Below are 15,536 nucleotides of genomic sequence, written 5' to 3'. Positions count from 1 at the left end.
AAAAAACTACTTTACAGTTGTGTAGCATCTTTTTATCCGAGGTAGCAGCTTACTCCATTATTTTTATTAAAATCTATCTTTGGTTTTTCGGTATTCCAAACAAGAAAAACATTAAATTTTTTATTTTTAATTTATTCACAACAACAAATTAAAAATATTTAATTGTATTAAATACAATTAAATATTTAGAAACATTATGTAAATTAATTAGAAGTTTTTTCTTTTAAGAAAGATTAAACTATAATTAATTTTAATATTTAGTCGCTTTTAATTGTATTTATAACAATTTAAATATTAACAATTAACATAATTTAATCGCTAATATCCAAATTATAACATGAAAATATTTTTATAAAAGCTGCCCCCCCCTTTTTTTTGTTATAATTGAAATTGGTAGATAAATTAATTATTTCTTATGAGTTGCAATTTAAAGAGATATTTTAATTTGATTTTTTGTCTACTTAAAGCAAAAATAGCCTTTAATTTTAAAGGCTATTTTTATTGTATATATTATATTTGTTGTTATAATATATATTGAGTAAGCAACTCATAAGATTACTCAATATAAAAAACACCAATTTTAGTCGCTTTTAATTGGTGTTTTTTATATACTTTAAATAATTTTAGTTCACATAAATTATTTTTTTAAAAACTATTTATGAAATAAAAAAAACAATTAAATTTAAAATTTAATTGTTTTTTTTATTTCATCTGTTATAATTTGGATATTAGCGATTAAATTATGTTAATTGTTAATATTTAAATTGTTATAAATACAATTAAAAGCGACTAAATATTAAAATTAATTATAGTTTAATCTTTTATTTTAATTAATTTTTAAAAGTATAGTTAGGTTCTATCCACCTTACTTAATTTTTGTTAAATAAATAATAATTTTAAAGGTTTTAAATTTAAAAAAAATAATTAATTTATAAATATTTTAATTGTATTTATACAGTTTTTTTAATTTTTTATAAATTAATTATTTTTTAAATAGGAGGAAACTATATGCGTTTTGTAATGTGTTATAAAATTGGCAATGGTTGAAAACCAATAAAAGATGATAACAATAATTTTATAATTGAAAAAATATTAAATAATAGCAAAACAGAGTTAAAAATATCAAAATTAAAATGTAATTTAAAAATTATTGATAATTGGTTTTATTTTGTTGAAAAATATAAAACAAAAGAAATAGAGCCAATTTTGGATAAAAATAATTAAATATATTATTGCAGTTGACCCTGCTGGAATTGGTCAAACTGGTATTATTATTTATAATGTTTTGCAAAAGAAAATAATTAATAATATTACTTTTAATTCCAAAAATGAAGAAGAAGCAATAAATAATATGTATTTAATATTAAATGAGTTTAAAAATAAAATTTGTTCTTATTTAAATAAAGTTATTGTAATAATTGAAGATTATCAACTTCATAAAGGTTTAAAAATAACAAATCCTTTATCTACTCCTAAATTTATTGGTGGTTTAAAAGTTTTATGTAAATATCTATTTAATTTAAATTATGTTTTACAATCGCCAGTTGTTAAGAAAAACTATCTTTATAAAGGAAATATTAAAATGACAGAACACGAACACGATGCTTGAAAACATTTACAGTATTTTTTAACAAAAGGAGTTGATAAAAATGGCACAAGCAAAAAGTAATTTATCTAAAAAATCAATAACTAATAAACCTAAAATAAAAAATAAAAAAGTTAATAAATTAGAATTAACTGTTAGATTACATGAAAATCCGATTAAAACTAAAATTAAGGCACTGGTTGCTGGGGGTGTTGAAGTTGATGCTTGTTCGGCTAAATGTCAATGAGACGGATTAAATTACTCAACATTATCAATATATAACCCCTCTATTTTAACTGAGTTTTTGAAATTAAAAAAAGATGATGAGATAAAAATTAAAGGCTCAGTATTTAATCAGTTAAATATAAAAACTAAACGCTATTTTTTATCTTTTAGAGTAGATAGTTTTGAAATTATACAAAAAGTGATTAGAACAAGAACAAATACAAATATTAAAAAATAGGGGGAAAAACAATGGCATTAAAAAATGTAAAATATGTTCTTATAGATGAAAATAACGAACCTATTAAAAATGAAGATGGTAGTTTAGATATTAAAACTGCTGAAATTATTTTAGAAAATACTGCTGAAGTTGAAGAATTTAATGCAAGTAATTTAGAAAATAATAATCAGCAAATCAACGAACTACAAACAAAAAATACTGAATTAACTTCACAAATTGAACAACAAACAATTCAATTAAAACAAATTGAAGTAATTGACTTTATTAATTCTTTAACTGATAATGAAGAATTTAAAAATGTTTTATTAAAGTCTTATGATATTACTGATGATATTGAAATCATTAAAACACAATTGCAAAGTGTTTATGATGAATTAATTAAGGTACAAACAGTTAATACTGGTGGCGTACCAAAAGTAGAAAACAAAGAAAACAATATTTTAGATACAGACAATGTATTTAATAAATAAGTTTTAAATCGTCGTCTGTGCTGCATTGAAAGTTATTTTAATGAATAATATATCAATTTAATGCTTTATAAACGATAAGAAAGGAAATAAAAGATATGGCACAAAACCCACAAAGAATTTTCGGAGATATTGCTAATCTAGCAACACAAAAAGATCGAGAAACATTTGAACAATGATATTTACAAACTTATCAACTAAAATTTAGTTGAGAAGCTTTATTTGCGTGAAAAGAAGCAAATAAATTTGGTTTAACATATAAAAGAAAGAAAAATATTAAATATAATGAAGGTCTAGGAAAAAATGGACAAGTATTTAATACTGATGATAACCTACTAAAATATTCAACAGTGGAATTTGATGATGGGACAGTTGAATTAGATACAATTTTGACTTTTGCTCGTAAATTAGACCCTGTAGAAAGTGATTTTAATCCTAATCTTTGGGCTGCTGATATTGAGCAAGCAATGGATACTGAGGTTGCTTATAAACGCAATAAAATTTTAGAAATTATTAATAAAGAAACAGTTACAACCATTCAAGGCCAAAAAGCAGATGATACAAATGCTTTACAAGTCCACGATGAAATTATGGATAAAATATATGAAAATGGCTTTACCCCATCAGAAACAGTTGTATTAGGTTCTGCTGATTTTATTCGTGGAATTCGTAATAAATTACAGTTACAACTTGGAGCAAACGATCAAATAAATAGCGTAATTGCAACAAGTGGAGCAATGAAAACTGTTGAAGGAACAACATATTATATGGTTCCTAAAAAATTACCAATTATTAATAAAGATGGTTCAGAAGGAACAATTACTCTATTACCAGATGGTGTTAATGCAATTGCCTTTAAATTTAGTAAAAAATATGACCCTCTTATTTTACGCAAAAAAGATCATACTCCGTTAAGAGTTGGTGCTGCTGCGTTAGGTACTGGAATGGGTAATACTTTGATTATGGAAAGGGTTTTATATTTAGGTGGAGCGGTAGTTGAACCCAAAGGAATTATTAAACATATTGTTACAAAAATTGATATTAGTGGAATTAATAAATTAGATAAACCAACTATTCATGTTACAGACCCAACACAAGCAACACCAGAACAGTTAAAACCACAATTTAAAGATGTTGTTTTAAAAGCGGTAAAAGCAGTAAATAGTTCTTTAACTGAAAGTGATTTTGATTACTTTATTGAAAGTAAAGGGGAAGATTGACCAATTAATATTACAAATGATAAAACTGTTGAAGTTCAAATTGAAGGTAAAAACAATGCTAGTGGTCAAACAAATCCGATTGATGTTAAAATTAAAAATTCTTAATAGTACTAAAAAATAGTACTTTTTCGTTTAATAGATATGCCAATTGGAACATCTAAAACAGCCCTTATTTATGCTGTTAAAAAAAATCCAACTAGATTGTCAATCCAACAACAAGAAAAAAGTTTTGGTTTACAGTTATTAGAATTTTTAGGAATTCAAGTTTTAGCCCTTGGTTTATCAGTTTTAACTGGTGGTGTAGCATCTGCTATTGGTCTTGGTGCGGGATTATCTAATTTTGCCGCAGCATTTATCTCGTTTGGAGTAGAAACAGCAACCGATTTTGCTGTAAATCAAATATACGATAAATTAACATCAGAAGTGACAGTAAAAAGTACTGCCTTAAATTTGTTACCAGCAATTGGTGGAATTGGTAAATTAACGCGTGCTGCTCGAACAACTAGAATTTTAAAATTAGCAAAAGAAACTAAACTACTTGAAAAATTAGGTGTAATAACTGCTAATAATTTAGAAGATGTTGTAAAACAAGTTACGGGTAAAAAGATTTTATCTGATAAATTAATATTTGATTTTACCAAACAAGCTAATAATGAAACTTTATTATATACAATTGGAAAATTAGCCCGAAATGATTTTTATAAAGGTTTTAAAGTTTCTAATTTAGAAACAATTAATAATTTATTAAAAATTGAAAAAAATATTCAAAAAATAAGTCCTAAATTAGTTCAAAAAATACCACGCGTAAATGAAAAAAATGCTAATAAATGATTGTCTGAATATGGATTAAATATTGATAAAATAAGCAAAATTAATACTAATGAGTGATATAACATTATGACTAATCTTCATAAAAAAGGTGTTGGTAAAAACCTACTATTAAATGCTAATTTAATGCGTGGTAGCAAAGTATACAATAATAAATTATTAAATATCTTGCACCAAACACCAATTAAATTAAATAAAATTTTAAATCATTTAAACCCAAATTTTTATATTCAAAAAGTAACTAAAAAATTATTAGCCCCAATTGAAAAACAAATAATTGCTATTAAACAAAAAGTAATTAATAAAATTACTGATAAAACTAAAAAAATATTATCTAAATTTGAAACTAAGGCTATTAAAAAAGGCCAATTATTACCTTTTGCCTATGGTTCTGATGTTTTTTTAGCAGTAAAAATTGTTCCATTATCAGTTACGGGCGAAGTTGCTTTAACAATATATTATAAAAATACGCAATATGTCCCTATTGTCGTTATGACAACTTTAATCAAAGCAGAACAGTTTGTTTTGGCTTCTGAACCGTTTAAATTCTATATGAACAGTGAATGGTTTATTGGTTGAGGATTTAAAAAAACAAGTTTGTTTAATTTAGTTTCTTTTGCCCCACTTTCTTATCAGCAAGTAGTAAAAGATAGTTTTAAAATATATCGGACAATTGCTAAGGTATTAAAATTGCAAGAACAATTTAAAAATAACTTTAATAAAGATAAATTTTTAAATACGCTAGAAGATAGTGCAATTACTAGTTTATTGGGTAATGGACTAGCATTTCAAACATACAAGCAATTTAGAACAAAACAAGATTTAAACAAAACAATTAAAACAAAAACATTACTAAATAGTAAAAAATTTATATTAAAGAAAATATATTCTAAAAAAAGTAAATGATAAGGAGATGATTAAATGTTAAATGAATTATGACAAAATGTTACTTTGGAAAATTATAATAATTTTAATCCAATGACAGGTAAAATTACACAAGTTCCAGTTCGTTATAATAAGTTCTTTAAAGGTGATGTAGAATTATGATTTAAAACATTTGCTTTAAGAGCCCAAAATATGATTAATTCCTATTTGAATTATCCATTTTCAAAATTAAAGTTTGAAACATTTAAAGACCCATTATTAAAGAAAATTTGTATTAATATGGTGTTTATTACTATTGAACATTGAACATTTAACCGTATTCCAATTGAGTTTTTTACTTCGGCAAATATGAGTGTTGGTGATATTAATTATTCTTCACAAAACGACCCTATGGCAACATGACAAGGTCTATTGCCTTCTTATGCAAAATCATTGGCTAATTTAACAACTTTAAAGAAAATGTTTCGTACTTTTCAAGAAGAAAGTATTGATTTAACTATGATAGATTTAGAAGCATATTATACTCAGTTAGAAGTTGATGCTTTATTAGAAAAAGAAAAAACTGAAAGAATACAAACTGATGATAAATTAGAAAAGAAAATAGATAATTTATTTAAAATTGATAACAAATCAGTTGTATATAATTCTAACAATGAATTAAGTGTTCCATTTGATAATAAAACTATCATTAAAAATGATGATGGAAAAATTGCAGTTTCAGATTTAAAACAAAATAAAATTACTTTAATTCCAAATGCCAGTAAACATAATAATGCTGACTTTAATGCTGAAACAGGGGAAATAAGAATTTGAGATCCTAGTTTTGGTGGAAGTAAAATAGTTGCGAATTATGATGTTATTGATGGTGGAGTTGCAGGAATTGAGAGTACAGATGATACCTTTGGTACTACTAAATATATTGATAAGTTTTATTTACAAAAAAAAGATTTGCCTAAAATACCCAATGAATGAGAATTATTAGTAGAAAAAGAGCTTTCACTTTCAGTTTTTAATATACCTGAATTTAATAAAAATAAGTATATATATAAAATATGGGTTAGATTTAGTCATAATGAAAAACAATCACCAGCACTTGAAACAAGCTTAGATTATAACGTAGATATTGAGTGAGTTTTTAATCAACCTTATATCAATTTTAACTTATTAATTGGTAAAAGCGGATCAATTAATGCTGCGGGTATGAACTGAATAAGAATTGAAAGAAAAAAAGTAATTTAGAAAGGAGATGATATTATGCCAAAATTAACTATTAAAGATGTAATTATGTTTTTGAAAATTTTTGGAGTTTCATCATTGTTTTTTATTGCAGGAATTATTATTTGTTTTATAGGACCTACTAAATTAGGAATTGTTTGACCTGCATATGTAATTATTGGTGCAATGCTTAATGGTTTTGGGGTTATTGTTTTAATTATTGAAACAATTAGATTTATCAAAACTCATAACAAACAACAAAAACAAGATAGTATTGAAGATGTTATTAAAAAAGATGAAACAAATTAAAGGGGTGTTATAAATGGGGTTGTTACCAGCAAAAAAGAAATTAAAAAAAAGTTATGATATTGATAGTTATTATCTTAATTTAGCATCAACGATTACTAATCGTAAAAATGTTACTGTTCAAAAACATAATGAAATTTTAGAAAAAAGAATTTGTGAAGATAATGCTAATTTTTTAAATCCACGAGATTTAGAAATTAGCATTTATAATCCACTTACTAATCAACAATTAGATACTAAATTAATTAATAACTTTTTAAAAATGCAAGACTTTACTAATAAGAATTGATATAACGAATATAAAATTAATAAGAATGGTAAAGGTGCATATTTTATTTTTGCTAATAATTCAAAACTTAATTTTATTACTATTGATTTTTATAATGACCAATATGACGAATTAGGTAATTTAGTATCTTGTACTTTTGATTATGACCCTTATATTAAAAATGACCAGAGTATTTTTATTACTGAAAAATTAGAAATTGATTATATAACTAAACAAGTAAAAGTTATTAGAAAGTTAAAAACAAGATTATACAGTACTATTACAGACTTATATATTGATGATGCTAAATGGAATAATTATACAACTTTACAAAGAGAAGAAATATTGCAACTTAATTTTATTCCAATTGAAATTATTCCTAATAATCCTAATTTTGAACCTTCTGCTCGTTATGGTAAACAATTCGCTAGTATTTTAGATATTATTGCTGAAAAAATAATGTTAGACCCATTATTAAATAGTGGTAAATTTACCATCAATACTAATGGGGTTACTGGTGTGGTTGACCAAGAAATTAGTAAAATGTTAGCTTCATTTATTGAAAATGACTTGTTATTAGTTGAAGGAGACCCTGACAGTAATTTTCAACCAGTAGACTATATTGCTGGTAATTTTAAAGGTGAACAATTAACCAAAATATACGATTGATTATTAACTAATTACTATAAAATAAATCGCCATCATGTCCCTGCCATTGCTAAGGGAGCACAACAAACTCAGGCGGAAGTTGCTGGTGTAAATATTCAAACAAACGCATCATACGAACAAATGATATATATTAGAGAAATTAAATTAACGGAATTTATTATTAAGTTAATTAAATATGATAATAATATTTTAAATAGTAGAACATTTAATATTAAAAATATTGATGAGTTAATTGTTGATGTTCGCTTACCAGTAAATGCTACTTTAAACAGACAATTAAAAAACAATGAAACTATTATCAATATACCTAATGAAGAAGGAGAACGAGAATAATGTTAAAACCATCTGAAAAAATGTTAGCACAATTAGCAGAAAATGATGAACCAATTGATTATTCAATTGATAGTATTCCGCTAGATTTTTCTAATCAATCGCAGTACAGCGACCCTGATTTAGAACAATTATTTACTGAAGACCGTGCTAGAAATTTATATATTTATAAAATTAATAATCTTGTTAAGACAAAGGAAAAACCAACCTTAAACTACTCTCAAAATAGCGTTAAAATCGGTTTTATTGATAAAGATGAATATATTAAAATAACGGGTTATGAAATTAGTGACTTTAATTTTAAATTACAAATTCAACAAAATACCACAGTCCAAGATAATAGCACAAGTTATGTAATGATTGATGAAAAAGATATTTTAATTAATGATATTTCAAAACAAGACAAAGAATTTTTAGAAACATTAGATTTAAAAATAGTATCTATTAATGAACCAATTAGTGAAGATAACAAAAATGAATGCTATATTATTGAAGAATATAAAAGACCTTATACACCCGATGGTATTGATATTATTAAATCTACTCATTTAGTTAAAATAACTGACTTTAAATGAAAAAATCAAAATAGTATTCATTTAGTTTTACAAAAATCATTGCCTGAAGACACAGTATTTACTGGAATTGAAATTAAATATCCTAAATCAATGTTATTTGGAAATATTAAGTGCTGAGGGAATATAAATGGTATTTATTCTTATCCAGCATCCAACATTGAAAATGCTAGCTTAGCGCCTTTACTATCAATGCCTATTGAAACAAATCCTAATTTAAGAATATTTCAGTATTGATTTACTGAAATTATTTTACCCTGAAATATTGCTAAAAATTATATTAAAGAAGATGATATTTTAGATTTAGTAAATATTGGAAATCATCCAGATAAACCAAGAAAACAAGTTATTAAGTACTCTAGAATTCTAGAAGCCCCTATCGTTGCATATTATAATCCTCCTGGCAAATATTCATATGATGTTAAAATACCTAGTAAAATGCCAGAAACACCATCTATTTCATTACTTCCACCAATATATCCGGGAAATAGACCTATGTATACAGATTTATTAGTAGAAAATGGAACAGTTAAAATTTATGGTAAATTATATAAAGTATTATTAAATTATTTAACATATCGATATAATTATGACCGAAAATTTCCTGGTGCTAAATATGATGAAAAAAGTAATCCGATTAATAAATCGGCTGTATTACGCCAAAAATTTGAAGGACAAAAACCAGAAGATGTTATTGATGGTTTATTTGAAGAATGAAAGTTTAATAATCCAACTTATATTAAAGAAGAAGGTATAAGAAAATTTAAACAAATTATATATATGCTATCAAATTATGTTTATAGTAAATATGCAATTAATAAAGGCTATAATGATGATATTAAAATCATATCTCCTTACTATTTAAAATTAATTTCAACACCAAGATTAATTGAAGGTAGCAAAGAAGAGGGATATTGAGAATTTGAGGATTGTATTGTTAAATTAAAATCATTTTATTTTAATTTTTCAAATAATAATATTAAATTAATTAATAATAATTTATCGGAAAATAAAATTTATCAACTAGAGGCAAATTATTTTAATTGGTTATCATTAACAAATGAATTAGAAACAAATAACATCCCTTCTCTTATTCCTGCTGAAATTAAATTATCAGATGGAGAATATGGAAAGTATTTAACTAATTTAATTGTTTCTAATGAAAATATAGAAAAAATATTAAATTTATTTTCTAGTATTAATGACAGTTTTTATTCAAAATCAGAATGAATAAATTTAATAAATAATATAGTTGAAAATAACTTTAAAATTTTATTTAAGCAAAATATAAATGCTTTAAATAAAATTGAAATATCTGGAATTTGAGGATATGGATATTACGATATTACAGTTTTTACAGAAAAAGAACAAATTAATATTAATAATTTACAATTATTTAATAAGAACAATGAAAAATTATCATTAATTATATTAGAAATATAAAAATCATTTAAAATACTATACTTTTAAATGATTTTTTAATAATTTATATTATTTTTTCTAATTTCAATTTGTAATTTTACCTGTATTTGTATTAATTTGGGGTGTTTGTGGTTCATCGTTTCCATCTCAACAATAGACTAAATTATAATCTCAAATAAAATCTGAATCGTTTTTTAAATGTTGTCAATGTGTGTTTGTGTTTTTATTACTTATAAAATCATTATCAAAATAAATTTTTTCTAAAATATAATTATCATGAAATTTACGAATATAAAAATATCACTTATTAGTTGGTGTTAAAAATTCTTTATTCGGGGCTTGAGTTCTTGGAATATTAGTCCATTTGCTTCCCGCTGGTGGCTGTTGTGGTTTTGCTAATGGTTTTTTTTCAAATTTATTATTATTATTATTATTATTATTATCACACGCAACCAAACTTGTTATACTTGTTCCAATTAAAGTGATTGTGCTTAAAAGACTTAGTATTTTTTTCACTATTATAATTCCTTTCTAGAAATATTTTCATAATTACATATGAAATGATAAATCTGGGCTCGCGGGATTTTCATAATTTTATGAAAAATTACTTAAAGTTTAAAAAAACTTTTGCCGCGCTTTTCAAAATACTTGGGAAAAATTCTAAGCGTTAAGCGAAGAATTTTATAAAGGTTCCCAAATTTGTTTGAAAGAACCCCAAAATCTTTTTTAACTTATAAGTCATTTTATCACAAAAATTTAAGAAAATCAACCGCTCGCCCAAAAAAATATTATATTGATTATCCCTTTAAAAAGGGTTTTTATTTCTTTTATAAAATTATCGTCTGTAACGCATCGAATATTTTTTTATTTAGTGATAAATAAGTAAAATGTTGTAAATTCGTAATTCTATTAAATACTTATACGAATAAGTATAATAATACATAAATAAGTATTTACATACTTATAATTATGAGTATAATAATACATAAATAAGTATAATAATAAGTATTAAGATACTTATAAGAAAGGAAATAAAATGAAAATTATTACAATAGGAGCATTAAAAGGTGGCGTTGGTAAAACCAATTTTACTTTTAATTTAGCAGGTTATTTATCAATAAAAGAAAATAAGAAAATATTGTTAATTGATTTAGACCCACAAGGTAATTTAACTCAATGTGTTCAAATGGATATACCTGAACCGTTAGCTATGAATATGTTTTTAAATCAAGAAAAAAATATTAAAGAATTAATATTAAAAACTGAAATTAATAATTTGGATATAATACCAACCAATATTGGAATGTCTAGTTTAGAAGTAAAATTATTTAATGAAATATCTAGAGAAATTAAACTTATAAAATATATTAATAAAAACAAAAATTTTTTATTAAACAAATATGATTATATTTTGATTGATACAAACCCAAGTTTAAATATTACTAATATTAATGCTTATGCAGTAGCGGATAGTATTGTTTTAGTTTCAGATAATTCTGTACACTCATTAAGAGCTCTAAATATAGTAGGCAATATGTGAGAACAAATTTCATTAGATTTAGAAATTGATAATAATATTAAGGCTATAATATTAAATAATTTTGATACATATTCAATTTCAAAAGACTTTATTAATGAAATTGAACAAAGCAATTTAAAAACAATTACAATACCACAAGAAATTAGAAAAAAACAAGTTTTTAAAGCAAGCGAAATAACTGGAATTCCAGTTATTAAAATTTTAAAAAAAGATGAAAACCCATATTTTAATATTGTTGCCGAATTAGAACAAAAAGGAATAATATAAAAATGGCAGAAAGAAAGAGTATATTTTCGCAAAGTAAAATAGGGACAATAGAAAAAGGTGTATCCAAAACTTTATTAAATAAAGATAATTATTTTGAAAAAGAACAAACAAAAGAAACTACAATAAAAATTAATAAAGGTGGTAAAAAACAACATGTTAATTTAACTTTATTACCTGATAAATATGAAAAAATAAAACGCATTGCTTTTGAAAATAAATTATCCATATCAGCTTTATTTGAACAATTAATTGACCAATTATAAATTCATATTAATTAAAAAAAATATTATTAAAAGAAAGTAGGAATATTGTGCATAAATTAATAAGTTTAGATGATGATTTAAGCAAATGTGAAAATTGTAATTTTGTTATTCAAAAGATAGATGATAAATGATTTACAATCAATGAAGGCGATAGAAAATGTGATAAATAATATTTTTCTTGATATAATTAAGTTGTTTTAGATATAGTAATTATAAAAAATATTAAAGGAAGGTAAATTATCAACTATGAAAAAAATATTAAGTATTTTGGGAACAATTATTCTAATAGAAACAAGCACAACCAGTTTAGTTGCTTGTAATAAACCACAATATAATAAATATGAATTAAAAGAAGAAAAAGAAAAACCAAGCTCACATACTGTATTAAATAATAATAAATGCATTAATATTTTTAATATTCAAGATGAAAAAATAAATTTAAATAAAATAAATGAAATTATAAAAAGTAGTGAATCTAAACCTGAAAATAATTATCAATGTAATATGATATTACAAAACATAAAAGATAAAAATAATGTTACATCACAAGAAATATTAGAAAATATAAATCCTATTATCTTAAAAATGTTTAATTTTGTAAAAAAAGAAATTACAATAAATGATTATAATATTGTTGTTTATAATTCACGTAATTTTAATGATATTTTAAAAACAATAGATATGACAATATATTGAAGAACAATATATTTTAAAATATTTTCTAAAAATAAAAATTTATTTTCAGGAGAAACACCATATATAAGTATTAAGTTTAGAAATTTGGAATAAGTTAATTAATTTTTTATATTCCCATTTTAAAACGATATGGATAAGAAACATAGAACAAAGCATCATATGGGTCATGGTACATTTTACTGTCGGGTGTATTTGTTTTGGTGTCACTAAATCTTAGTTCACTAATGCATTTATCTAAAAATGGAAAGTTATCTAAAATACCATATATTTTGCCTTGGACAAACATTTTTCTTATTCATGTTACACGATTGATTATACCTGCTTCTTTATTAAGAGATGTCTGATGTTTTTTGGCTTTAAACATTTTAATTTTATAACCTAAATAAGGGTAAATATCTTCTTGCAATTTTTGCATAAAGTCGTGGGCATTAATATCATAATGAAATGTCGCATATTCAAAACCATCAAATTTATCAAAAATATTAATTATTCATTGTCCATAATGTTCAACTATTTCATTTAAATTCATTGTGTTTTTAGGTGTAACAACATTTTCTTCAATTAAATATTTATCATATTCATTATTTTCATTAATTTTATAACCACTAAATAAAAACACTGTATGGTCTTCACTACCATTAGCATAATCAACCCCAATTGAATAACTATCAAATTGATACTGTTTTGTATTGGAATTATAAAAATCTTGTAAATTATACTCTTTAATATATTTACGATAATTTCGTAAAACATAAATACTGGGGTCATTATCGTTATATTCAAAACCGTAGTATTCAAGTTCAAATAAATCAGGTCGCTCTTCTTTATTTGCTAAAACAAGTTTTTTAGTAATATCAGGTATTTTATTTCATACAGAACCCATTGTTAATCGCAAATTAAAAATACCCAAACCATTAAATGCTTGTTTGTTTTCTGAATATACTTGGTTGTGTTCTTTTAAAATATTTTTAATTCTTTCATTTAAGGGTAAATATGGGGTTACAAATTTTTCATAAAATACATGGTATTTATCAAAAGGATTAAAAGTAAATTGATTACAATATGTTTTATGAAAATATGTTGTTACTATTATATGTTGTTTTGCTATGTTATCTCATTCTTGAAATGTCCAAGATAATTCTTTTACTGGAATAGGATTATCTAAATTATATTGTTCATTATCATTTTTGTCCGTGTATTTTTCGTAAGACACCTTTAAACTTTTTGAACGAAACATTGAAACTCTTAAATTATTATATCTTTTATCTAATTCTTTATCAGTTAAGATTTCTTTTTCTTCAGCATGTATCATTTCATCTGTTCATACAGATAAAATCCCTGTTCCTTTACCAACTTTTCCCATAATTTTATTACCATTAGCATAACCCGCAAAAGCAATACGAACACCACTAGGAAAAACAATCTCACCACCTTCTTTAACATTTTTAGGTCAAACAATACCATTTTCATTGTCGGGTCCTATATCAATCCCATATTTATCATATAGATAATTACAGACATTAATTGTATCGCCAAATGTAGTATCTTCGTTGGTATTAGCATATCTTCGTAAAATGACCGACGAAGCATCAGTAAAATTACAAGCAAAAAATAATTTTTCGGCTAGATGATTTCATGTTTTATTAGTACCACGCCCTGCTGAAACAAACTTAAAAAAAGTTGGCGAAGTAAAATATCTGGCATAACTATCACCAACAAAATCTTTAAATACTTCTCAATCAAAACCAAAATTATAGTCACTAAAATTCAAATCATATTTTTTATTTAAATGTTCATAACTAGTAATTCGTTTTTTGTTATTTATTTTATTAAATTGTTGCATTTTTTTATTTCCTTTCATCTGATATAATTTTTTATGAATGTATAAAAACTAATAATACTTTGTATATTCAAATTTAAAATATATTTTATAGAAAGGATAATTTTATTAAATGAGTGAAAAAAATAATAAAAAATATGATAATTTATGTAAAGCGGGTTGTATTATTAGTCTTGTTTTTGGTGGAATAATAATGTTGTGACTTTTTATTTATTCAATAATTTGTTTTATTTCAATAGGCATTTCTGTTTATTTTACTGGAATAGGTGTTTTTACTTTATTTTGTAGTTTGGCACAGATATTTCCAATATTATTGTGTGTAAATGTTTTAAAAGAAAAAGCAAAATCACATACTGCAGCTGGTATTGTTTCATTAATATTTACAGGAATTGTTGGTGGAGTTTTAATATTGGTTGGAAAATACGAAAAAGAAAACAAAGATAAAAAATAACTAGAATAACAATAAATATTCGGTAAATAATACTTAGTATTTTTTATTTTTATTGTTTATTTTGTTATTTGATACAAATATCCCCCTGAGATGTGTCCCTCGTAGTTAATTAAGAAATCCAAATCCAGTTCTTAAACAGTCATCAACTGCTACCCACACTTTTTTATTTTTATTGTAGTTATATTAAAATTTAGGCACAGAAACTAATCCTCTTTTTACAGCCAATTTATTAATAATTATGAAAAAAGC

At 23.7% G+C, this 15,536-nt stretch carries 16 protein-coding genes; 14 read left to right on the top strand and 2 right to left on the bottom strand.

What is annotated here, in order from left to right:
- The first annotated feature begins 1,008 nt into the window (after positions 1–1,008).
- The 10 genes from TS70_RS06845 (at position 1,009) to TS70_RS06800 (ending at position 10,251) form a co-directional block, all read left to right on the top strand.
- Positions 1,009–1,224 carry a hypothetical protein gene (locus tag TS70_RS06845; RefSeq protein WP_198049830.1) on the top strand — a complete coding sequence of 72 codons (216 nt, stop codon included), beginning with the start codon at positions 1,009–1,011 and terminating at the stop codon, positions 1,222–1,224.
- 127 nt (positions 1,225–1,351) lie between these two features.
- Positions 1,352–1,669: a hypothetical protein gene (locus TS70_RS06840; RefSeq protein ID WP_198049829.1), complete on the top strand. Its 318-nt coding sequence runs from the start codon at positions 1,352–1,354 to the stop codon at positions 1,667–1,669.
- The gene (locus TS70_RS06835; protein ID WP_198049828.1) at positions 1,650–2,048 is read left to right on the top strand and encodes a hypothetical protein; all 399 of its coding nucleotides are present in this window, start codon (positions 1,650–1,652) and stop codon (positions 2,046–2,048) included. Before TS70_RS06840 ends, TS70_RS06835 begins: the two co-directional genes overlap by 20 nt.
- Before the next feature lie 11 nt (positions 2,049–2,059).
- Positions 2,060–2,518, top strand: coding sequence for a hypothetical protein (locus TS70_RS06830; RefSeq protein ID WP_198049827.1), 459 nt, complete (start codon positions 2,060–2,062; stop codon positions 2,516–2,518).
- A 95-nt stretch (positions 2,519–2,613) separates the two neighbouring features.
- Complete coding sequence (locus TS70_RS06825) at positions 2,614–3,840, top strand: hypothetical protein (protein WP_198049826.1); 1,227 nt, start codon at positions 2,614–2,616, stop codon at positions 3,838–3,840.
- A gap of 36 nt (positions 3,841–3,876) precedes the next feature.
- Entirely contained in the window at positions 3,877–5,472 is a 1,596-nt protein-coding gene (locus TS70_RS06820; protein ID WP_198049825.1) for a hypothetical protein, read from the top strand.
- Positions 5,473–5,484: 12 nt separating this feature from the next.
- Positions 5,485–6,687, top strand: a complete 1,203-nt coding sequence (locus TS70_RS06815) for a hypothetical protein (RefSeq protein WP_198049824.1) — start codon at positions 5,485–5,487, stop codon at positions 6,685–6,687.
- A gap of 15 nt (positions 6,688–6,702) precedes the next feature.
- The gene (locus tag TS70_RS06810) at positions 6,703–6,972 is read left to right on the top strand and encodes a hypothetical protein (RefSeq protein WP_198049823.1); all 270 of its coding nucleotides are present in this window, start codon (positions 6,703–6,705) and stop codon (positions 6,970–6,972) included.
- Positions 6,973–6,985: 13 nt separating this feature from the next.
- On the top strand, positions 6,986–8,239 hold the full coding sequence (locus TS70_RS06805) for a hypothetical protein (protein ID WP_198049822.1): 1,254 nt from the start codon (positions 6,986–6,988) through the stop codon (positions 8,237–8,239).
- Positions 8,239–10,251: a hypothetical protein gene (locus TS70_RS06800; RefSeq protein ID WP_198049821.1), complete on the top strand. Its 2,013-nt coding sequence runs from the start codon at positions 8,239–8,241 to the stop codon at positions 10,249–10,251. The genes TS70_RS06805 and TS70_RS06800 overlap by 1 nt, the downstream gene beginning before the upstream one ends.
- 57 nt (positions 10,252–10,308) lie before the next feature.
- Here the strand turns inward: TS70_RS06800 and TS70_RS06795 are convergent, their stop codons facing one another.
- A complete protein-coding gene (locus TS70_RS06795; protein WP_198049820.1) occupies positions 10,309–10,746 on the bottom strand; it encodes a lipoprotein in 438 nt (145 codons plus the stop codon).
- Between the two features lie 520 nt (positions 10,747–11,266).
- Here TS70_RS06795 and TS70_RS06790 point away from each other — a divergent pair.
- The 3 genes from TS70_RS06790 to TS70_RS06780 all read left to right on the top strand — a co-directional run bounded on the left by TS70_RS06790 (position 11,267) and on the right by TS70_RS06780 (position 13,089).
- Positions 11,267–12,037, top strand: coding sequence for a ParA family protein (locus TS70_RS06790; RefSeq protein WP_198049819.1), 771 nt, complete (start codon positions 11,267–11,269; stop codon positions 12,035–12,037).
- Between the two features lie 2 nt (positions 12,038–12,039).
- Entirely contained in the window at positions 12,040–12,300 is a 261-nt protein-coding gene (locus TS70_RS06785; protein WP_198049818.1) for a hypothetical protein, read from the top strand.
- Between the two features lie 246 nt (positions 12,301–12,546).
- Positions 12,547–13,089 carry a lipoprotein gene (locus TS70_RS06780; RefSeq protein WP_198049817.1) on the top strand — a complete coding sequence of 181 codons (543 nt, stop codon included), beginning with the start codon at positions 12,547–12,549 and terminating at the stop codon, positions 13,087–13,089.
- Positions 13,090–13,102: 13 nt separating this feature from the next.
- Here the strand turns inward: TS70_RS06780 and TS70_RS06775 are convergent, their stop codons facing one another.
- Positions 13,103–14,839, bottom strand: coding sequence for a hypothetical protein (locus TS70_RS06775; protein ID WP_198049816.1), 1,737 nt, complete (start codon positions 14,837–14,839; stop codon positions 13,103–13,105).
- A gap of 109 nt (positions 14,840–14,948) precedes the next feature.
- On the opposite strand from TS70_RS06775, the gene TS70_RS06770 reads away from it, so the two are divergent.
- Positions 14,949–15,287: a hypothetical protein gene (locus TS70_RS06770; protein ID WP_198049815.1), complete on the top strand. Its 339-nt coding sequence runs from the start codon at positions 14,949–14,951 to the stop codon at positions 15,285–15,287.
- Positions 15,288–15,536: the final 249 nt, after the last annotated feature.

Origin of the sequence: Spiroplasma sp. hyd1 (assembly GCF_016082235.1) — a bacterium.
GTDB lineage: Bacteria > Bacillota_I > Bacilli_A > Mycoplasmatales > Mycoplasmataceae > Spiroplasma > Spiroplasma poulsonii.
Note: the sequence above shows the minus strand (reverse complement) of the source record. Positions and strands in the feature narration are given on the sequence as shown.